The organism is Duodenibacillus massiliensis, assembly GCF_928721995.1.
GTDB lineage: Bacteria > Pseudomonadota > Gammaproteobacteria > Burkholderiales > Burkholderiaceae_F > Duodenibacillus > Duodenibacillus massiliensis.
On the sequence record NZ_OV788642.1, the window covers coordinates 182,800 to 202,676 of the forward strand.

At 58.0% G+C, this 19,877-nt stretch carries 16 protein-coding genes; 6 read left to right on the top strand and 10 right to left on the bottom strand.

Going from position 1 to position 19,877, the window contains the following annotated elements:
* Positions 1-28: 28 nt before the first annotated feature.
* Positions 29-1,879, bottom strand: a complete 1,851-nt coding sequence (locus tag NXF97_RS00815; RefSeq protein WP_274956094.1) for an AMP-dependent synthetase/ligase — start codon at positions 1,877-1,879, stop codon at positions 29-31.
* A 227-nt stretch (positions 1,880-2,106) separates the two neighbouring features.
* Positions 2,107-3,306 carry a M20 metallopeptidase family protein gene (locus tag NXF97_RS00820; RefSeq protein ID WP_074009445.1) on the bottom strand — a complete coding sequence of 400 codons (1,200 nt, stop codon included), beginning with the start codon at positions 3,304-3,306 and terminating at the stop codon, positions 2,107-2,109.
* A gap of 123 nt (positions 3,307-3,429) precedes the next feature.
* Here NXF97_RS00820 and NXF97_RS00825 point away from each other — a divergent pair, with 123 nt between their 5' ends.
* Positions 3,430-4,239 carry a TrmH family RNA methyltransferase gene (locus NXF97_RS00825; protein WP_274956095.1) on the top strand — a complete coding sequence of 270 codons (810 nt, stop codon included), beginning with the start codon at positions 3,430-3,432 and terminating at the stop codon, positions 4,237-4,239.
* Between the two features lie 53 nt (positions 4,240-4,292).
* On the opposite strand, the gene NXF97_RS00830 is transcribed toward NXF97_RS00825, so the two are convergent.
* The gene (locus tag NXF97_RS00830) at positions 4,293-5,621 is read right to left on the bottom strand and encodes a sodium-dependent transporter (protein WP_074009447.1); all 1,329 of its coding nucleotides are present in this window, start codon (positions 5,619-5,621) and stop codon (positions 4,293-4,295) included.
* Positions 5,622-5,746: 125 nt separating this feature from the next.
* Entirely contained in the window at positions 5,747-7,084 is a 1,338-nt protein-coding gene (locus NXF97_RS00835; protein ID WP_274956096.1) for a sodium-dependent transporter, read from the bottom strand.
* 463 nt (positions 7,085-7,547) lie between these two features.
* Here NXF97_RS00835 and ilvB point away from each other — a divergent pair, with 463 nt between their 5' ends.
* From ilvB to ilvC, 3 genes are all read left to right on the top strand, one after another.
* Positions 7,548-9,296: a biosynthetic-type acetolactate synthase large subunit gene (gene ilvB / locus NXF97_RS00840; RefSeq protein ID WP_022372492.1), complete on the top strand. Its 1,749-nt coding sequence runs from the start codon at positions 7,548-7,550 to the stop codon at positions 9,294-9,296.
* Positions 9,297-9,299: 3 nt separating this feature from the next.
* Positions 9,300-9,797: an acetolactate synthase small subunit gene (ilvN, locus tag NXF97_RS00845; RefSeq protein ID WP_274956097.1), complete on the top strand. Its 498-nt coding sequence runs from the start codon at positions 9,300-9,302 to the stop codon at positions 9,795-9,797.
* Positions 9,798-9,867: 70 nt separating this feature from the next.
* Positions 9,868-10,884, top strand: a complete 1,017-nt coding sequence (gene ilvC / locus NXF97_RS00850; protein ID WP_074009567.1) for a ketol-acid reductoisomerase — start codon at positions 9,868-9,870, stop codon at positions 10,882-10,884.
* Between the two features lie 82 nt (positions 10,885-10,966).
* Here the strand turns inward: ilvC and NXF97_RS00855 are convergent, their stop codons facing one another.
* The 6 genes from NXF97_RS00855 to NXF97_RS00880 form a co-directional block, all read right to left on the bottom strand.
* On the bottom strand, positions 10,967-11,638 hold the full coding sequence (locus NXF97_RS00855; protein WP_274956098.1) for an NUDIX hydrolase: 672 nt from the start codon (positions 11,636-11,638) through the stop codon (positions 10,967-10,969).
* A gap of 128 nt (positions 11,639-11,766) precedes the next feature.
* Positions 11,767-12,723, bottom strand: a complete 957-nt coding sequence (locus NXF97_RS00860; RefSeq protein ID WP_274956099.1) for an autotransporter domain-containing protein — start codon at positions 12,721-12,723, stop codon at positions 11,767-11,769.
* Positions 12,724-12,854: 131 nt separating this feature from the next.
* Entirely contained in the window at positions 12,855-14,018 is a 1,164-nt protein-coding gene (locus NXF97_RS00865) for an ABC transporter substrate-binding protein (RefSeq protein ID WP_274956100.1), read from the bottom strand.
* Positions 14,019-14,033: 15 nt separating this feature from the next.
* On the bottom strand, positions 14,034-14,783 hold the full coding sequence (locus NXF97_RS00870) for a class I SAM-dependent methyltransferase (protein ID WP_274956101.1): 750 nt from the start codon (positions 14,781-14,783) through the stop codon (positions 14,034-14,036).
* A 13-nt stretch (positions 14,784-14,796) separates the two neighbouring features.
* On the bottom strand, positions 14,797-15,579 hold the full coding sequence (locus NXF97_RS00875; protein ID WP_274956102.1) for an ABC transporter ATP-binding protein: 783 nt from the start codon (positions 15,577-15,579) through the stop codon (positions 14,797-14,799).
* Positions 15,579-16,610 carry a FecCD family ABC transporter permease gene (locus NXF97_RS00880; protein WP_274956103.1) on the bottom strand — a complete coding sequence of 344 codons (1,032 nt, stop codon included), beginning with the start codon at positions 16,608-16,610 and terminating at the stop codon, positions 15,579-15,581. Before NXF97_RS00880 ends, NXF97_RS00875 begins: the two co-directional genes overlap by 1 nt.
* Before the next feature lie 123 nt (positions 16,611-16,733).
* Here NXF97_RS00880 and NXF97_RS00885 point away from each other — a divergent pair, with 123 nt between their 5' ends.
* Together NXF97_RS00885 and NXF97_RS00890 are read left to right on the top strand one after the other, a co-directional pair.
* Entirely contained in the window at positions 16,734-16,904 is a 171-nt protein-coding gene (locus tag NXF97_RS00885; protein ID WP_274956104.1) for a hypothetical protein, read from the top strand.
* A 362-nt stretch (positions 16,905-17,266) separates the two neighbouring features.
* Positions 17,267-19,810 (top strand): molybdopterin-dependent oxidoreductase, encoded by a 2,544-nt coding sequence (locus tag NXF97_RS00890; RefSeq protein WP_074009457.1) that lies wholly within the window; start codon positions 17,267-17,269, stop codon positions 19,808-19,810.
* Positions 19,811-19,877: the final 67 nt, after the last annotated feature.

A 19,877-nucleotide genomic window follows, 5' to 3' on the forward strand; every position in this document is an offset into this window, starting at 1 on the left:
CGGCCGCTTTTTTTGTGTCCATAAAACCTCAGGCTTTGATTTCGCCGTAGACCGCGTCGATTGCGTCTGCAAAGCGCGCCTTGATGGGGCCGCGCTTTAATTTAAGCGTGGGGGTCAAAAGCCCGTTATCAATCGTCCAGGGCTCAAGCATAAGTTTGACGGAGCGGGGCACAGCGTAGTTGGGAAAGCGCGCAGCCGCAGCCTTCACGCGCTTTAAGACGGCCTGGCGTGCAGCACGTTCGTTAAGTGAAGCGGGATCGTCGGCATTGAGCTTAAGCTCAGTTGCAAGTTCCTTCCAGCGCTCGGGGTTTAAGACCACAAGCGCCCCGATAAAGGGCTTATTTTCACCGAAAACCATCGCCTGACTGATGAGATGGTCATTTTCAAGCGCCTGCTCAAGGTCCGCGGGCGGCACCTTCTCTCCGGTACTCGTCACAATGATTTCCTTGATGCGGCCCTTGATCCGGACGTGACCGTCGGCGTAGATGTCGGCCTGATCGCCCGTCTTAAGCCAGCCGTCATCGGTAAAGACGGCCTTGGTGTCGGCGGGGCGGTTCCAGTAGCCGAGCATCACGGAGGGGCCGCGCACCTGCAGCTCATCGTTTTCGCCCAGACGGATTTCAACGTTGGGAAGCGCCACGCCAACCGTTGCCGGGTGATTGAAGCCCTCTTTGTTGACGGCAATGATGGGGCTTGTTTCCGTCATACCGTAGCCCTGCATGATGTTCACGCCGAGCCCCAAAAACGTTTTACTCACCTGGGGGTTAAAGGCTGCGCCCCCGGCAATAAAAATATGCGGACGGCCGCCGAAGACGGAGCGGATACCGGCGCCGACCTTTTTATCCAGGAATCCCGCAAAGAGGGGATCAAGGAGCGCGAGAAGGCCGCCCGACTCAACGGGCAGCCCGTTTTCACGGCAAAAGCGCCGGTAGCCGCAGTCCACGGCCCACTGAAACAGAAACTGAATGAATTTCGGCTTTTTGGCGAGCTGATCCTGGATTTTCTCGTAAATCTTTTCGTAAATCCGCGGCACGCTCATCATCACGGTTGGACGGATCTGCTTTAAATCGTCCTGAATGAGACTGATGTTGCGGTTAAAGGCAACGCGGTTGCCGCAGCCCAGGGCCGTGTAGTACGTGGTCGTGCGCTCAAAGGTGTGCGAAAGCGGCAGGAACGAAAACCAGACGTCTTCGGGTTCCGGGCAGACGTTTTGCAGCACTCCGGTCACGTTGGCAAGAATCGCGCGGTGCGTGAGCATCACGCCCTTGGGTTTGCCGGTCGTTCCCGAGGTGTAGACAAGCGCCGCAAGATCCGTGGGTTCGGGGCCGGCGGGAAGCTCTGCCCCTGCGCCGCCCGCAAGCCACGCTTCAACCCCAACGACGCGGATTCCGTCTTCCTTGTGATCTTCCACTTCATCGTCCGTGATCACCACGGTCTTTAAGAAGGAATGGGGTTCGGTATCGCGAATCGCTTCCCACTTCGCCTTTTTGGCGGTCACCAGGACGCGCGCCTGGCTGTCGTTCATGATGTAGGAGGAAGACCCCGCCGTATCCACGGCGTGAAGCGGCACAGGCGTCAAAGCACAGGCAAGCGCAGCCTGGTCAAAGACGACGGCCGTGAAACAGTTGGGCAGCAGCATTGCCACGCGCTCGCCCCGGTTTAAGCCTTCGGCGGCAAGCGCATGACGCCAGACATTGACCCGATCAACGGTCTCTTTGACCGAATAGGTTTTCCAGGTCTTTTCTTTGGCCGACCACTGGGTATAAATCGGCATGTCGGCACGCTTTTCGAGGTGATGCGTGAGCAGTTCGGGCAGCGTTCTTAAAAGATCAAGCTCACGGCGGCGTTCCAGAGCGGCTGCTGATAGCGGTTTATTCATCGTTTTTTTCGTATTCGTCAGCGCAGTCTCTCATCCGTTTGAGTGACTGCAGTGCCCGTCGGGCAGGTGATTCCGTAACTCTAACGCATAAGGGCTTTTTCGAGGGCGTCAAGGGGCAAAAACTCATCCGTACGGATGATGAGGGTGCGCTGCTGCCCTGTCGGATAATGAGAGGCCTCCGCGGGAAACGTGTCCCGCGGAGGCCGAAAGAACGCACCAGCCGGCAGTTACGCCAGGGCGTTTAAGCGCGAGAGGGCGATCTGCGCAATGAGTGTGGCCGCAGCGGGCAGCACCTCATCGTTAAAGTCAAAGGCCTGGCTGTGCAGCGTTGCCGTATGGTTGGTGTCACGCACGCCCACACGCATGATGGCGCCCGGAATTCTGGCCTGGTATTCGGAGAAGTCTTCCGAACTCATAAAGGGCGTCATTTCCGGCACGACGTGCTCGGGGCCGTAGAGTTTTGTGGCGGCGTCAATGCCGGCACGCGTCTGCTCTTCGGCATTAATAACGGCCGAGCACTGATGCACGTAGTTGATGTCAGCCGTACAGTCATTGGCCTGCGCGGTAAGCGTCACGATCTTCTTGAGTTTTTCCTCAAACATTGCGCGGACTTCCGGCAGGAATGTGCGCACCGTACCGCTTAAGGTGAGCTGGTGGGGAATGACGTTGGCGGTCTCAAAGCGCCCGGCGTTCACTGAGCAGATCGAGACAACACCGGTTTCCACGGGGTTAAGCCTGCGGCTCACAAGCGTCTGCAGCTGCGAAATGATGGCTGCGCCCACCGGAATCGGGTCCACACCCAGATGCGGACGGCCGCCGTGGGTACCGACGCCGTGAACGGTCACCCAGAAGCTGTCGGAAGAGGCCTGCAGCGGCCCCACGCGGAACCCGAACACGCCCTTATCGAGCATCGGTTCGGTGTGCGCGCCGTAGATTTCAGCAATGCCGTACTTTTCAAGCACACCCGCTTTAATCACGGCCAAAGCGCCCTGGGCAAGCTCTTCGGCGGGCTGGAAAATACCGATCACGCGGCCCGGGAAGTCGCGCTTGAGGTTGAGGTAACGCAGCGCTGCCATCAGCCACGTCTGATGACCGTCATGGCCGCAGGCGTGAGCGCGGGCTTCAATCGTGCTCTTCCAGCTGTTCTCGGAGCAGTCATTCATCGGGAGCGCATCAATGTCGGCACGCAAAGCCACGGTCTTACCCGGACGGTTGCCGTCGATTTCAACAATGACGCCGCCCTTGACAATGTCGGTATCAATCTTTTCGATGCCCCATTTTTTGAGAAGCGTCACGATGCGGCTGACGGTCACCGCCGTATCAAAACCGAGTTCCGGATGACTGTGAATCTCACGGCGGATTGCGGTGAGTTCATCACCCCAGGCGGCGATTTCAGGAAAAACCTTATCGGCTAAAACGATGGACATGATGTCTCCATGCTTTGAGAATTTCTGTGCTTCGGGATTCTATGCCTTTCGCAAAGAAGGTCTCAGCCGAACCGCTAAAATGAGGCCGCATTCAACCAACCGTCAACCCGAGCACGCACTTTCATGCAGACCGTTGCCATTACTTCGGCGGCCAACGACCGCTACCGCCGCTGGAAAAAGATCATGGAAAGCCCCCGCGCAGCGCGCAAAACGGGCTTTACGCTCGCCGAAGGCGCGCACCTCGCGGGCGTCATCCTCGAGCGGGACTTTCCGGTGGAAAGCATCCTTCTGAGAGACGGGGGTGTTTCGGCTGAAGCCATGGTCTACGCTCAGGCGATTGCCAAGCGGGGGAGCGTGCGCACGTTTGTGGTTGCGCCCGCGCTTTACGACGCCGTTTCGCCTGTGGAGCACGGCTCGGGCCTTACGCTTGAAATCCCGGTTCCGACGTTTGACCGGCCGCATAAACCGCTTGCCGCGGACGCGCTGTACCTTGACGGCGTGCAGGATGCGGGAAACGCCGGGACACTCATTCGTACGGCGCTTGCAAGCGGCGTCACCCATATCGTGAGTTCTCCGGGTACGGCGGGGCTTTGGTCTCCGAAAGTCCTTCGGGCCGGCATGGGCGCCCACTTCAGTGCGGTGATTTACGAAAACGTGCCGTCTGAAGAACTCCCCGGGCTTTTTGCGGCAAGGCGGCTTGCGGCCGACGCCCGCGGAGGCGCGGATCTTTTCCGCAGTCAAGGGTGGGAGCAGGGGCACACCGTCTGGATGATGGGCGCTGAAGGCCCGGGGCTCTCCGACGCAGCTTTAAGCGTTGCGGACGCCCGTTACCTCATTCCGATTGAAGACAAGTGTGAGTCCCTTAACGTCGGCGCAGCCGCCGCAGTCTGCCTTTTTGAGCAGAGACGGCGCCGGCTTATAAACCGCGCCTGAACAAAAAACGGTCTGACGCGCAATCAGACCGTTTGTTTTTACGCCCGGTTTTCTTACAGACCGGTAACGAGCACAATGAGAATGAGAACCGGGGCTCCGATCGCGAGAAGTCCCCGGAAGGCGGCAAGTTCCCAGGCCGGACGCACACGTCCGACGTTGAGTTCCTCGCGCACGGACTTCCAGGCCACAAGCCCCGCTAAAGCACAGACAACGAGCCCGCCCACGGGAAGGCTCAGGTTACTCGTGAAGTAATCGAAGTTATCGAAAATCGTGCGGCCCGCGATTTTAAAGTCCGCCAGGGGGCCGAAGGAAAGCCCGCAGAAACTTCCCACAACAAGCATCACGAAGGTCACAAGCGTCACCGCCCAGAAGCGCTTCATGCCGAGTTCGTCAATAAAGTAGGCTGCGACAAGCTCCAGCAGCGACACGGAACTGGTGATCGCCGCAAGCACCAGGCACGCGTAAAAGACAACCGCAAAGAACTGTCCGAAGGGAAGCTGCGCAAAAACGACGGGCATCGTGAGAAACGTGAGCCCGGGGCCGGCCGTGGGATCAAGCCCGAAGGCAAACACCGAGGGCATGATCATCAGGCCCCCGAGAACGGAAGCGGCCGTCGCAAGAAACGTAATCCACGCGCAGCCCGACACAAGGTCCGTGTCTTTGGCGAGGTAGGAGCCGTAGGTGAGCATGCAGCCGCAGCCCACGCAGAGGCTGAAAAACGTAAAGCCCATCGCCGCAAGAAGGCTCTTCCAGGTAAAGGCATCGCTGTTCCAGCTGAAAAGGTAGGAGAGGCCCGCTGAAGCCCCGGGCAGCGTCACACCGCGGATGATGACGATGAGAACGAGCACCAACAGAAGCGGCATCAGAATTTTGGAAAGCCGCTCAATCCCCTTGGCAACGTCAAAGACAACGACCCAGGCGGTAAACATCAGAAACGCCGCCTGAAAGCCGATCGAAACCATGGGGTTTGCCACGAGCGCTCCAAAGTGCGCTTCAAGCGCGCTTTTATCGGCCACGATGCTGTTACCCAACAGGGCATCGACGAGATAGGAAATCGTCCAGCCGCCGATCACGGAATAAAAGCACAGCACACAAAAGCCCGTGAGAATGCCGAGGTAGCCGAAAACGGCCCACTTTTTGCCGCCGATCGCGCGGTAGGCGGTGACGATGCCGCCTTTACCGAGCCGCCCCAGCGCAATTTCGGCCAACAGCAGAACAAGCCCGATCGTGAAGGAGAGAATCACGTAGGGAAAGAGAAAGGCGCTGCCGCCGTTACTGCCCGCGAGATACGGAAACTTCCAGATGGCCCCGAGGCCCACGGCCGCTCCGGCGCTCGCGAGAATAAAGCCCAGTCGGCTTGTCCAGTTGATGCGTTCAGACATAATGTTGTCGCAATAAAAGAATTCGTGGTGCCCCGAGTGTACCGAGGATTCGGGCCGGTAGGAAAAACGGTGTCCCGAAAAAAGTCCGGAACACCGTTTGCGTCAGACGGTTTAGAGACTTTCGCTCAGAGACCGGTGGCAACCACAACGATCACCAGCAGCGGCGCCAAAAACCGCAGGGAAAACTTCAGAAATGTGTTGAGCGCCGCAGGATACTGATGCACGGCGTTGATCTGCGCCTTAAAGACGGGCCAGGCCTTCCAGCCTGCCAAAAGCGCGATCGAGAGGCCCCCCAGGGGCATCATGACGTTGGAGCAGACGTAGTCCAGAAGTTCAAAGATGTTTTTGCCGCCCACCGTAAAGCCCGAAAGCGGTCCGAAACTTAAGGCTGAAACGCAGCCGAGCACCGCAAGGGCAACGTAGCAGAGTGTCACCGCGCGGCGGCGGGTCATATGCCATTCACTTGTGAGGTAAGCGGTGCAGACTTCCAGAAGAGACACCGAGGAGGTGAGCGCCGCCACTAAAAGGCACACGTAAAAGAGAAGGGCAAAGATGCCTCCCATCGGAAGCTGCGAGAAAACGAGCGGCACCGTCACAAAGACAAGGCCCGGACCGGCGTTGGGATCCTGGTCGAGCGCAAAGACGGCCGGCATGATCATCAAACCCGCCAGAATTGCCGTCTGCACCGAAAGCCAGGCAATCCAAAGGGATGAGTTGGGCAGGTCCGTGCTTTCCTTGACGTAGCAGCCGTAGGTCACAAGGATGCCGCAGCCGAGCGAAAGCGAAAAGAACGTAAAGCCCATGGCGTTTAAAAGCCCTTCAAGCGTCACGGCAGAGGGATCAAACTTAAAGAGAAAGGCAACGCCTTCCATCGCGCCGGGCAGCGTGAGCGACCGGGCAATGAGAAAAATCATCAGCACGAAAAGGATGGGTAGAAGGTACTTTGAAAGCCTTTCAATGCCCTGCATGACCCCGGCGGCAATCACGCCGCAGGTCAGCGTCAGAAAGAGAATATGCCAGGCGCAGTTCACCGGGCCGTTACCGACGAGTGACCGGAAGTTGTCGGTCAGAAGCCGGGCGTTGTCGGTCACAAGGTGCCCGGTGAGAGCGTCAAAAAGGTACTTCACGCACCAGCCGCCCACAACCGAGTAGTAGGACAGAATCACAAAGCTCGTTAAAACCGCGATGCCCCCTAAAACCGTAAAGACGGGGCCGCCGGTTTTTCTAAGGGCATTTAAGGCGCTGCCGCGGCCGGCGCGGCCGATTGCGAGTTCCCCCAGAAGCAGCGCAATACCGATCGTGAAGGTAAAGAGAATGAAGGGGATGATGAAGTTGGCGCCGCCGTAGGTGCCCGCCCAGTAAGGGAACTTCCAGATCGCCCCGAGGCCGATCGCAGAACCGGCGCTTGCGAGAATAAAACCGAAACGGGACCCCCACTGGGTCCCGGAATGCTGCTGCGACATAAATCAAAAACTGAAGCAAATACGAAAAACGCATCCCCGCGGCGGCACCGGTGAGGAGGGCTGCACGTTGTCCTTAAGACACAAGGGCGGGGTATTTTTAGGCAGTGCATTTTAAGGGAATAACCGTAGGAGATTGGCTAAAACGCAAAAGGCATCACTGAGAGAGAGGTGAAGCTTGGTTTTGGGCTGAATCAGAAGCGCCTTTCGTGTAATGTCCCCCAAGACTGTCGCCCGGCGTCTGACCTCAGAGGCCTTCACGTCAACCACGGCGTGCGGCAGACCGACAGAGGGGCTTCTTGCCGGAGGCGCTCTCCGAAGGGTCGGAGATCGAAAACAAGAAGCGGACCGGCGGCTGTTGACCGCGGCCGTCCGGACCGAACGGGTTTACGTGAGGGGATTCCTCCGTAAGGCTGTTATCCCGATCGTCTCCCGCGGGAAATGATTAAGGATCACGCGTACCACTATGCAGACAACTGTGACAGCGGCGGATGAATCCGCCAAAGTTATGTCAGGCGCCGAAATCGTCATCGAGGCGCTTCATGCCGAAGGTGTAAAACACGTCTTCGGTTATCCGGGCGGGGCAGTGCTTCCCGTCTATGACGAAATCTACAAGCAGAAGTATTTCCGCCACATTCTCGTGCGCCACGAGCAGGCGGCGCTGCATGCCGCAGACGCCTATGCCCGCTCAACCGGCGAAGTCGGCGTTGCGCTTCTCACATCGGGCCCCGGCGCGACAAACGGCGTCACCGGTATCGCCACGGCCTACGCCGACTCAGTTCCCCTCGTTGTCTTCACGGGCCAGGTTGCCACAAGCCTCATCGGCACCGATGCTTTCCAGGAATGCGACACCGTGGGCATTACGCGCCCCTGCGTCAAACACAATTACCTTGTCAAAGACGTCCGGGACCTCGCGCGCACCATTAAAGAAGCCTTTTACATTGCCAGAAGCGGCCGTCCCGGCCCCGTGCTGATTGACCTTCCGAAGGACGTTCAGGTCAATAAGTGCCCGTTTGTGTGGCCCTTAAAGATTGATATTCCGAGCTACCGCCCGGTCTTAAAGGGCCACCCCGGCCAGATCCGCAGGGCACTGCAGGTACTGCTCACAGCCAAGCGTCCGCTCATTTACGCGGGCGGCGGCGTTGTGATTTCCGGCGCCTCGGCGCTTTTAAACCGCATCGCCTCGCTTTTGGGCTACCCCGTTGTGACAACCCTGATGGGCATCGGCGGCTTTGACGCCAAAGACAGCAAGTGTCTCGGCATGGTCGGCATGCACGGTACCTACGAAGCCAACATGGCGATGCAGGGCTGTGACGTTGTCTTTGCCGTGGGGGCGCGCTTTGATGACCGTGTGATCGGAAATCCCGCCGACTGGCAGAAAAATGAGCGCACCGTCATTCAGGTTGACGTTGATCCGAGTTCGATTGCCAAAAACGTCAGAACCGACATTCCGATCGTGGGCGACGTGCGCGAGGTTCTCGCAGAGCTTCTCTCGCAGCTTGAAGCCACGCAGACACGCACGGACGCCGAGGCGCTCGCCGCCTGGATGAACCGCATTGACACGTGGAAGGCCAAGAAGTGCCTGCACTATAAGGTTGACGCCGCCAAGCCCATCCTGCCGCAGGCCGTTATTGAGCGCGTCGCGGCCGCGGCGGGCGAAAACGCCTATTTTTCGACAGACGTGGGCGAACATCAGATGTGGGCCGCGCAGTATCTGAAATTCAGAGAGCCGCGCCACTGGCTCACATCGGGCGGCCTCGGCACGATGGGCTACGGACTGCCGGCGGCCCTGGGCGTGCAGGTTGCGCACCCCGATGCGGTAAGCGTCCTTTTCACCGGTGACGGCTCGATTCAGATGAACATTCAGGAATTGGGAACGGCCAAGCAGTACGGCCTTCACCCCAAGATTTTCCTTTTAAATAACGGCTATCTCGGGATGGTCGCGCTCTGGCAGCGAGCCTACTATCAGGGCCACTGCTCGGAGTCCGTGATGGACGTGCAGCCGGACTTTGTAAAGCTTGCCGAGTGCTACGGCCACATTGGTCTGAGAGCCACGACCTACGCGGAACTCGATAAGGCGATTGACCTTGCCTTCAATAAGTACAAGGACGAACTTGTCTTTATTGACGTGCACATCGCCCCCGAAGAGCCGGTTTTACCGATGGTGGGTCCGGGACAGGGCCTCACGGACATGGTTTTGCCCGAGGAGAATTGAAGAATGAAAGAACGGCATATTTTGTCTGTGCTCATTGAAAACGCAGCCGGCGCCGTCTCCCGCGTGGTGGGCCTTTTTGCCGCCCGCGGCTACAACATTGAGTCTCTGACGGCGGCCCCCACCGAAGTTCCGACGATTTCGCGCCTGACGATCGTCAGCCGCGGCGACTCGGCAACCATTGAACGGATCACAAAGCACTTAAACCGCCTCATTGAGGTGATTAAGGTCGTGGATCTGATGGAAAACGAGTATGTCGAGCGTGAACTGATGCTCGTCAAGGTTCGTGCCGTGGGCCGTGACCGCGACGAGCTCATGCGCATGGTGGAAATTTTCCGTGCCCGCGTGATTGACGTCACCGACAAGACATTCACCATCGAAATCACCGGTAACGTTGATAAGAGCGACGCCTTTTTAAAGGCGATCGACAAGTCAATCATTCTCGAAACCGTCCGCACGGGCGCAAGCGGCATCGCGCGCGGTGAACGGGTTTTGAGAGCTTAAGGTTTTTTCTGTTTGTTTTGACCGGGAGTCAAGCCCCATGGCTCCCAACACTAAAAAGGGAAGTAAAAAAATGAAGGTTTACTACGATAAGGACGCTGATCTCTCGCTCATCAAGGCTAAGAAAGTGGCGATCATCGGCTACGGCAGCCAGGGCCATGCGCATGCCCTCAACCTGCACGATTCCGGTGTTGACGTCACGGTCGGCGTCCGTAAGGACGGCGCAAGCTGGAAGAAGGCTTCCGCAGCCGGTCTTAAGGTCGCAACCGTTGAAGATGCGGTGCGCGCGGCCGACGTCGTCATGATGCTCATTCCTGACGAAAACATCGCTCAGGTCTACCGCGACCAGGTGCTCCCCAACATCAAGCAGGGTGCGACGCTCGCGTTTGCCCACGGCTTTAACGTGCACTACGGTCAGGTTGAGCCGCGCGCCGACCTTGACGTCATCATGATTGCTCCGAAGGCCCCGGGCCACACGGTGCGCTCCACCTATGTTGCAGGCCAGGGCGTTCCGCAGCTCATTGCCGTCTACCAGGACGTCTCCGGCACCGCCCACGACGTGGCGCTTTCTTACGCCGCCGCCAACGGCGCAGGCAAAGCCGGTATCATCGAAACGACCTTCCGCGCGGAAACCGAAACCGACCTCTTCGGCGAACAGGCCGTGCTCTGCGGCGGTTTGGTGCAGCTCATCAAGACCGGTTTTGAAACCCTCGTTGAAGCCGGTTACGCCCCCGAAATGGCTTACTTTGAGTGCTGCCACGAAATGAAGCTCATCGTGGACCTCATCTACGAAGGCGGCATCGCCACGATGGATTACTCCATCTCCAACAATGCCGAATACGGCCAGTACTACACGGGCCCGAAGGTTGTGAACGAGGAAAGCCGCAAGGCGATGCGCGAATGCCTGCGCCAGATTCAAAACGGTGAGTACGCCAAGAGCTTCCTCGCCGAATGCCAGTTGGGCTACCCGCAGCTTCGCAGCGAACGGCGCCTTACCGCTGAGCATCCGCTTGAAGTGACCGGCCAGAAACTGCGTCAGATGATGCCCTTTATCACCGCCAACCGCCTGGTTGACAAGAGCAAGAACTAACTGACACATCCCGGCTTTATGCTGGAATAACAGTCACTTAACCCGCCTGTTGGCTTTGCCTCGGGCGGGTTTCTTTGTGCCTTTAAACGGGAAGCGTACCGTGGCGGATAAGCCAGGTGTAAAGAAAGGGAAGGACCTTACGGTCGTTGGGCATATTAAGCATTGCGCTGAGACCGGACAAAGGCACGAGGCTCACGGCCTGACTTTCCCAGCCGGCGTCTCGGGGTGTACCGGCTGTGCGGCGCGCAATGTAGTAGCGGGTGATGCTTTTGGTGCGGCGGATGTCTGCGAGCCACGCCACGGGTTCAACCCAAAGGCCCGATTCTTCAAAAGTTTCCTTGACGGCGTTAACGGCCAACGTGAGCCCCGGCTCAAGCCGCCCCTTGGGAAATGTGGTTTTGATTCCTGCGAAGGCGTTACTCGGATGCACGAGCCAGACACGATCATCGGGCTCAAGAATGACGCAACCTGAGGTAAGAAAAAGCCCGTGGGTTTCGGGATAGTCCGGTTCCTCACATTGAATGCGGTCGTTGAGTTTTTTCCAGTCAGCAACCGATGCCGGCGTCTGAGGGCGTCGGGAAAAAGCAACGTTATAAAGCGAGGCGGGCAGCTCTCCCGCGTCCGTGACGGAGAGCGTTGCGTCCGAGGAGGGCGTCAGCCACGTGGAAAGCGCGGTTGAAACCGAAGGCGAGGCGAGTGTGAGAGGCTGCCCATTTTCATCGGGCTGCGGATGGAAAATATGTGCCTGTGCCATGGTGTCTCCCGGGACGATAGCCATATGCCCGAAAGAACCGCTTCCTTCGGGCTTTGGTTTAAGCCTAGGAGCGCTTTATGGCAGATTCGTGACAGACGGCATCAGCCGTAAGCGTCAGAGGCCTTCGGTCAGAAGGTGTACTTCCCGTCAAGTGTGACCGCATGATTGCGGCGGTCGTTTTCCCCGAGGTCAAGCCGGTAGGTAAGGCCGAGGCTCCCTTTTTCGCCCTGAGCAGCCACACCGAAGGCCATTCTCCAGCAGCGGGTGTCGGCAAAACGCATGCTGTGGGTCACACCCTGAAGGTGCGTCACGGTCTCTCTGTCGCCCGCGGTGGACACAAAGGAGATGTCGGCAAGAGGTTTTACCGTAAAGCCCGCCGCATCAAATTCTGAGGCAACCGTCACGCCCACTGGGAATTCCCAGTAAAGGGCGTTGTCGGGCTGCACGGAAACCGCCGCGTCACTGAAATTGTCGGGATTGATCTTCGTGGCTTTTGCGTCCGCATGCGCAAGGACTTTTACAACGCCTTCGGTGATGAGAAAGTCGCCGCCCGCCTCAGCCGTGAAAATATCCGCGTCCGTGTTGTGTGATTCGCCCGTGGCCGTATCGGTGCCGCCCTTAGCCTTCAGCCAGCTTAAAGCCCCTCGCACGCCGAGAGGCCCCCAGGTCTTTTCGCCGTAAATCCGCACGCCGAAAAATTCCGTCTCACCGTCGAGATTCTTTGTAAGCCCCGTCGTGTCAATGTCGCCTCTGCCGTAAGAGTAGGCAACGCCGAAGAGGGCTGTTCCGGTTTTGATATCCGCGCCGAGATGGAGGGCACCGAGGCGGCTCTTATAGCCCGCGTCATCCCCCATGGCCTTACTTTCAGAGACCGCCCCGTTTAAATCGAGCCAGACGCTTCCCCCGTCATGACGCGTAAAGAGGCGCGTTTCCCGCTCGCGTGCGTCGGTTGCGTCACGCGTGAGGTCAACGGCGTCTTTTTGCGCTGCGGTCACCGCCGCGAAGGCGTGGTGCGTGTCGGCAAAGGACGGGACCGGAGCCAAAGCGCAACAAAGAGATGCGGAGCAAGCGAGAACGGATTTCATGGGAAAAGTCATTTAAAAGGCATTAACAGCAGCTGCAACGGACAAATTTTAGCGGCACCGCGACGATAACGCGGGCCGCTAATCATGATGCCAGTGTCTTAGAAAATTCTGAAATCCGTCCTTACGCAGCCTCAGAGTTTCTTAAGTGACAATGTAAACGTACCGCTCGGATCGATTTCCGGGAGCCGTTCGCGGTAGGTTTTGAGAATCGCGCTTTCCGGATCGGTATCGGTAAAAGCCTCCGGATAGAAGACCTTCGCAAGAAACTGCGTCATGCGCCAGTCCGTGATGGACCGGAGGCTGCCGTGATCCACCCCGTAAAAGTCGTTGGTTTTCACAGCCTTGAGGTTCTCCCACAAGGGACGCCGTTTAAAGCCCTCAAGGCGCCTCACGGCATCTTCGCGCGCCACGGTAAAGCCCATCCGCATCTGATCGGCATGGTCGTTACCCCAGATGCTTCCCCCGATAATGACGATTTCCGGGTTTTTACTGAGCACAAATTCGCGGGTCAGGGCCCCGTAGGGTTCAGGCATCGTTTCGGCAATCCCTGCGGCATTGAGCCGCTTGATGATCGCCCCCCAGAGAATGGTGCTGTTGTAGGAATTGCCGTACTGACCGGGCCCGAGGTTGCCGAGTTCCATATAAACCGTCCGGTGCTTGCGCCCGTCCGGCAGAAGCGCAATACGGTGGGTGATTTCGGTGAGACCCGTGATGCATTCGTCAATGAGGCTATCGGCCACGGCATCCCGCTCAAGAAGTCGCCCGAGAATACGGGTGGAAAGGACGTGGTTTTCCAGTTTCATTGCGTGGTAGTCGATGACGATCACGGCAACACCCACGCGCTCTAAAAGGGCAATACGCTGATTATTGGCCGCAAACTGCGAGCGGCCGATCAAAATCACATCGGGCTTTAACGCGAGAATCCGCTCGGTATTCAAAATGTCATCGTGGTAGCCGCCGATACTCGGAATCGCAGTGATGGCGGGAAAGGCCTTCGTAAACACCCGGTATTCACCCATGCGCGTACTTTCCCAGTGATCCTGCGTGAGGCCCACGACCTTTGTGAGAGCCCCTGCGCCGCCCACCAGAAGATAGTTGGCGATGTAGTTGGCCACAACGATGCGCTGCGGTGCCTTTTTCACAGTGACGCTGCGGCCTGCCACGTCCTTGAAGGTAAGCGGCCAGGTCCCCGCGGGCGGGAGGCTGTCGGTTTGCGCAAAGAGAGTCCCGGCGGGCAAAAGCCCCAGAAAAGCTGCGGCAGAAGAAAATGCAAGCAGTGAACGGCGGTTTGTCATGACGGCGAGTCTCCCTTACAACGGTTTTTCGGCAAGAACAAGAAAATCGGTAATCAGTGTGCGGGGTGCTCCGCAAGCCGAATCGATCACGGTTAGGCACTGCGGCTCAAGCACCGTCACGCGGCCAAACCCGGCCGCAAGCAACGTTTCCGTATCCCAGCCAGGGCGCGAAACACGGGTAAGCGGCAATGTTTTTGCAATCGCTTCCATGGGCGAAGTATCCACGCCGAGCACGAACTGCTTTGCGTGCCCGTAGGAGTGATCGGCTTTTTCTTTGGCCGCAAGCCACAGGGGATCATCCAGATAGCGGTAGTGGTTGCCGTCGGCGTAAAGGAGTTTTCCGCCGGGCTTGAGAATCCGAAACCACTCCCGAAGAGCGGCTTCAGGCGCGGGCAGATTCCAGACGGCGTTACGGGAAAGCACCGCATCAAACGACCTGTCAGGACAATGCGTCTGCGTAATGTCGGCCTTTTGAAAGCGAACCGTCAGTCTGAGCGCCTCCGCATTGGCGCGTGCTTCTTCAAGCATTCCTTCTGACGCGTCAAATCCGGTGGACGTAAGCCCCGCGCGTGCGGCGGCAAGCGCGAGAAACCCCGCACCGCACCCCATATCCGCAACAGCAGAACCCGCGGGCAGCGTGAGAAGCTCTTTTATGCGCTTAACCCAGGCTTCCCCCTTCGGGGATTTGATTTCATCAATGGTTCTGAGACTGTAGCCTTCGGCGCGGGTATCCCAGTACCCCGCAACATCTTTTTGAATCGTCATGGTGGTCTTTTGATTAGTGATGATGCCCGGTGTCAACATCGAGCGGTTTCTGAGGAATGACAACCACACAGTCTTCACGGGTTTTATCGACTGCCGCCTCGATGCGGTAGATATCGCGCATCTCTTCGGACGTCAGAACGTTTTGAGGCGTGTCATAGCGCCTTACGCCGCCCTCACAGATCATCAGCAGTTTTGAGGAAAAGCGGCTTGCAAGCATCAGGTCGTGCACAACCGCAAGCGCCACGGCCCCGGTCCTTTTCACGTAATCCACTGCAGCCTGCATGACAATGAGCTGATGGCGCATATCAAGGGCGCTCGTGGGCTCGTCCAGAAGAAGCACCTTGGGTCCGGAGACAAAAGCCTGCGCCATAAAGACGAGCTGTTTTTGCCCGCCCGAGAGAGAGGCGACCGGTTTATCCGCGAGGGGACTGATCTGCATGGCGTGAAGCGTCTGATCAACCTTTTCAAAGACGTCCGGCGTCACGCGCCAGGAGAGGCTTCTTCCGAGCCCGAGCATCACAATCTCAAAGACCGTAAGGCGGCTTGTAACCTGGGTGAGCTGCGGAAGATACGCTACGGCGCGGGAAGAGAAGGTCTCACTGCCGTCGGTAAGCGTAACGGCCCCTGTATGCGGCGTCATGCCCGCGACGGCCTTTAAAAGGGTGGTTTTGCCGGCGGCGTTGCGGCCCGCCACGCACACAAGTGTCCCTCCCTCGATGTCAAAGGTAACGTGTTTGAGAATCGGGCGGCCGCAGTAGGCAACACCGAGGTCCTTAACGGAAAGCCTGAGCGTCATCAGAAGTCCCTCCGGCTCTTTAAAAGAAGTACAAGCAGAAACGGGACCCCCGCAATTGACGTCACAATCCCGATCGGAAGCATTGCCCCGGCGGAGAGCCATTTGGCAACAAGCGAGGAAAGCAGCATGATGAAGCCCCCGAAAAGGATGCTTCCGGGAATGAGCCAGCGCTGATCGTCCCCCAAAAGAAGTTTCGCGCAGTGGGGAGCAACCAGCCCCACAAAGGCGATGGTGCCGATGAAGGAAACGGAAGCCGCAACCAGTACGGACGCAGCAGAAAAGACAATGACGCGCAGGCGGGCGACCGGAACGCCCAAACTTTTGGCACGCTCTTCCCCCACGGAAAGGCTCGTAAGCTGCCAGGCGCAGGGCACCAGAAAAATGAGCCCGAGAAGAAGTGCCGCGCCGGCGGCAGCGGTGGAAAGCCACCCCGCGCGCTCGAGATTACCGAAGGTCCAGCCGTTGATGAGCTGGGCGGTTTCGGGGGAGGCAAGGTAAATCAGAAGCTGCTGCAGCGCCACAAAGAAGAAATTCATGATGATGCCCGCGAGAATCAGTGTGGCGGGCGACATCCCTTTGAGCCTTCCGAGCAAAAGAATGAGAAGGCAGATCACAAGAGCCGCAATAAAGGCCGCAGTGATGGTACCGGCCCAGAGCTCGCCGAAAAGCGTGAGTCCTCCGGTGATCGCGATGGCGGCTCCGAAACTTGCGCCCGAAGTGATCCCGAGCGTAGAGGGGCTCGCAAGCGCATTGGCCGTAATCGTCTGAATGGAAAGACCGGCCAGTGATAAAGAAGCACCGACCAACAAAGCCGTGAGCGCCATCGGCAGACGCAGTGACCATAGAATAACGGCGTTGGGTTCAGTGGAAGCCGGCCCCGCGGCAACCGCCGCAATCACGTCTTTGGCGCTCATGCCGGAACTGCCTGTTGTAAGATCAGCCACAAGCAGGGCCGCAAGAGCAGCTGCCGCAAGAAGAGTAAGGAGCAGCCTGCTTCGCTGGCGTTCACGGTAATGAATATGGCAGGACATTGAATCAGCCGGTGTATGAAGAATTTTTAAAAGATCATACCAAACTGACGCCGCAAGCACATACGCCGAAAGTAGGGGAAAATGGCCAAATCGCCTCAAACGAAGGCCGAAGGGTTTCTAACGATGTCCCGAACAATTGCATTAATACTTTTTACCGTCGCCATTCCGGCGCGCGGCGCTGAAATTGCCGTCAACGTCCGAGATGCGGACTTTGTCCGTAACGGTTATGCCGAGATTGACATCCGGTTAAAGGACGCAGCTCCTGAGGGGGCGGTGACCCGGTTAGGGATGTAAGGTTTTTTGTGTCCAGACGATAATAGCGCTCCCGTAGGGCGCTAAAGGAATCACCGTGGCACACCCTACACCCAAAATAAACGGAGCCTGATTTCCGTCAAGCATTGCCGGTGTCAGCTGGGAAATGATTTACGGCGTCAGTCGGAAGTCATACTCCGCAAAGAATTCTTTTTACCTGAAAAACTCGGAGGAACCTGGGTAAACTGCTTAGCGTTATTCATGGAAAGTAATAACGGTTTATCCTGATGGCAAGGGAAATTAACGGTGAGAATAATTCTCAACAACGCCCCCTCAGGGGCACTTTGTGCGGGAGTTAATTCCTTGTAGGGAAGTCCTCTCGCGCTTTAAGAGAGGTGATTGTCATGACAGAACTTACTCGTCGTTCTTTCCTTGCCGGCGCGGCTGCCGTGGCGACGGCCCCCGTCGTCGGAACGGCCCACGCCAAAGACACCAAGTTGCCCCGTCCCGACGTGAAGGCGGACTATCCCGCTGCGGGAAAAACGCAGGCCTTGTTTGACCGCGTACCGGACGTTGAACCCGATGTTGCGAACAGCGGTACTTTTGATTTCGGGGTTTCGAACTTAAATGAAGGCGAAACCATCACCGCCACCCGCTGGGGTATTGTGCGCCCGGTCGTGAAAGGCGGTCGCGTCGTGGAATTGAAACCCTTTGAATACGACTACGCGCCGAGCCCCAACATTCAGGGCCTTGCGGAAATTCCGTACTGCGAAGCCCGCATCCGCTACCCGATGGTGCGCGAAAGCTATTTGAAGTCCGGTCCCAAGAGTAAGGAAAAGCGCGGTGAAGACAAGTTCGTGCGAGTTTCCTGGGATAAGGCGCTTGAACTCGTCGCCAAAGAACTCACCCGCATGTACGACACCTACGGGCCTTCGTCCGTTTACGGTTCCAGCTACGGCTGGAAATCCACGGGGAGCGTGAACGATCCTTGCGCGCTGCAGTACCGTCTGCTGAATTTTATGGGCGGCTTTACCGCAAAGCGCAATTCCTATTCTTCCGCGGCCGTGAATACCATCCTTCCCTACGTGGTGGGGTCGGGAAACCCGCGCTGCACGGCGTGGGACAACGTGATCGAGCACAGCGAACGCATCGTATTTTGGGGCTGCAACCCTTTGGTGACGAACGACATCGACTGGTACACGACGCTGCATAACTACGCGGGCTACATGCGTGCCCTTAAAAAGAAGGGTACGAAGACCTACTCCGTCAACCCGGTTTACAACGACACCGCGGAATACATGAAGAGCGAATGGGTGGCCGTCAATCCCGGTACCGATACCGCCGTTATGGCCGCCATGATTTACGAACTCGAAGTGACGGGCGAAGCCGATCACGCGTTCCTCGATAAGTACACGGCGGGGTGGAAGGAATTCCGCGCCTATCTGATGGGCGACGAAGACGGCGTCAAGAAAACCCCGGAATGGGCTGCGAAGATTTCCGGCATCAAGGCCGAAACCATCAAGGCCCTTGCGCACGACTTGAAGGCCCACCGCACGATGCTCATGATCGGCTGGGGTATCCAGCGTATTGATTACGGCGAACAGTTCCACTGGATGCTCGTCACTCTGGCGGCGGCCTTGGGGCAGATCGGTCTTCCCGGCGGCGGCTTCGGTACGAGCTATCACTACTCTTCAGGCGGCGCGCCTCTTGCAAACGGCCCCTTCGTGGGCGGCATTCCGAGTAAGGTCGCCCCGGTCCGTCCCGTGAAGCCCTGGCAGGGCAGCAAGGTGCTGCACGTCGCGGCCATTACGGATGCGCTCGAACACCCGGGCGCCGTGCGCGACTTTGACGGCAAGAAGGAAACGTACCCGCACTTCCGCATGATTATGTGGGCGGGCGGTAATCCCTTCGTGCATCACCCCGACACGTTCCGCTTGGAACGCGCGTGGAAAAAGCCCGATACGGTCGTTGTCACCGACGTGGTTTGGACGGCGACGGCGCGCCATGCCGACATCGTGCTCCCGGCGTGCACGTTCTTGGAACACAACGATATTTCGGTCATCGGCACCAATTCCTGCGACGGCGTGGTGGCGATGCACCAGGCGATTAAGCCGCAGTACGAAAGCCGCAGCGACTATTGGATCTACAGCCAGCTGGCGAAGAAACTCGGGTTTGAAAAGGAATTCACCGAAGGCCGTACCGAAATGCAGTGGATCGAAAAGATCTACAACGATGCCCGCGGCATGAGCGACGTGTACGACATCACGATGCCCGACTTCAAGACCTTCTGGGAAAAGGGTTTCCTTCTCTATGACGTGCCGGAAGAAGCACGCCGGTACGTGTCCTTTGCAGAATTCCGTGCCGATCCCCAGGCGAATAAGCTCAATACCGAATCCGGCCTTATTCAGCTTTACAGTCCGAAGATTGCCGGGTACAAGTACGACGACTGCCGCGGGCACGCGATGTACTTTAAGCCCGCCGAGGGGACGGCCTCGGCGACGAAGGACTTTCCGCTTGCTCTGATGGCTCCGAAGGGTCGCTACCGTATGCACAGCCAGTTGGACTGCGTCAACAATCGTCAGCGCGGCAAGATCGAAGACCGCGAACCCGTGTGGATCAATCCGAAGGATGCCGCATCCCGCAAGATCGTGAGCGGCGACGTCGTTTTGGTAAAGAGTCGCCGCGGTGCGATGTTGGCGGGTGCGATCGTCACCGAACGCGTCAAGCCCGGCGTCATCGTCGTGCAGCACGGCGCGTGGTTTGATCCGAGGAAAACCCCGAAGGGACGCATCGACGTGGAAGGCAATTCCAACTCTCTCACGATTGATAAGCCGACGTCGAAATTGGCGCGCGGCAACGTTTCTTCCACGGGTAACGTCGAAGTGACGAAGTGGACGGACGAATTGCCGCCGGTGACGGTTTTCGTGCAGCCGCGCCGCAAGCTCTAAAAAAGGGTCCAAGATGCCCGTTTAATGGGTGTCATTGACTGAAACGGAGTTGCCGGAGGGGAGACCT

Excerpts from the sequence above, each read along its gene's own strand:
- NXF97_RS00815 (WP_274956094.1), bottom strand. The coding sequence starts at position 1,879 with ATGAATAAACCGCTATCAGCAGCCGCTCTGGAACGCCGCCGTGAGCTT.
- NXF97_RS00835 (WP_274956096.1), bottom strand. The coding sequence starts at position 7,084 with ATGTCGCAGCAGCATTCCGGGACCCAGTGGGGGTCCCGTTTCGGTTTT.
- NXF97_RS00825 (WP_274956095.1), top strand. The coding sequence starts at position 3,430 with ATGCAGACCGTTGCCATTACTTCGGCGGCCAACGACCGCTACCGCCGC.
- NXF97_RS00880 (WP_274956103.1), bottom strand. The coding sequence starts at position 16,610 with ATGTCCTGCCATATTCATTACCGTGAACGCCAGCGAAGCAGGCTGCTC.
- NXF97_RS00875 (WP_274956102.1), bottom strand. The coding sequence starts at position 15,579 with ATGACGCTCAGGCTTTCCGTTAAGGACCTCGGTGTTGCCTACTGCGGC.
- NXF97_RS00830 (WP_074009447.1), bottom strand. The coding sequence starts at position 5,621 with ATGTCTGAACGCATCAACTGGACAAGCCGACTGGGCTTTATTCTCGCG.
- NXF97_RS00860 (WP_274956099.1), bottom strand. The coding sequence starts at position 12,723 with ATGAAATCCGTTCTCGCTTGCTCCGCATCTCTTTGTTGCGCTTTGGCT.
- ilvN (WP_274956097.1), top strand. The coding sequence starts at position 9,300 with ATGAAAGAACGGCATATTTTGTCTGTGCTCATTGAAAACGCAGCCGGC.
- NXF97_RS00890 (WP_074009457.1), top strand. The coding sequence starts at position 17,267 with ATGACAGAACTTACTCGTCGTTCTTTCCTTGCCGGCGCGGCTGCCGTG.
- NXF97_RS00820 (WP_074009445.1), bottom strand. The coding sequence starts at position 3,306 with ATGTCCATCGTTTTAGCCGATAAGGTTTTTCCTGAAATCGCCGCCTGG.
- ilvB (WP_022372492.1), top strand. The coding sequence starts at position 7,548 with ATGCAGACAACTGTGACAGCGGCGGATGAATCCGCCAAAGTTATGTCA.
- NXF97_RS00855 (WP_274956098.1), bottom strand. The coding sequence starts at position 11,638 with ATGGCACAGGCACATATTTTCCATCCGCAGCCCGATGAAAATGGGCAG.
- ilvC (WP_074009567.1), top strand. The coding sequence starts at position 9,868 with ATGAAGGTTTACTACGATAAGGACGCTGATCTCTCGCTCATCAAGGCT.
- NXF97_RS00865 (WP_274956100.1), bottom strand. The coding sequence starts at position 14,018 with ATGACAAACCGCCGTTCACTGCTTGCATTTTCTTCTGCCGCAGCTTTT.
- NXF97_RS00870 (WP_274956101.1), bottom strand. The coding sequence starts at position 14,783 with ATGACGATTCAAAAAGATGTTGCGGGGTACTGGGATACCCGCGCCGAA.
- NXF97_RS00885 (WP_274956104.1), top strand. The coding sequence starts at position 16,734 with ATGTCCCGAACAATTGCATTAATACTTTTTACCGTCGCCATTCCGGCG.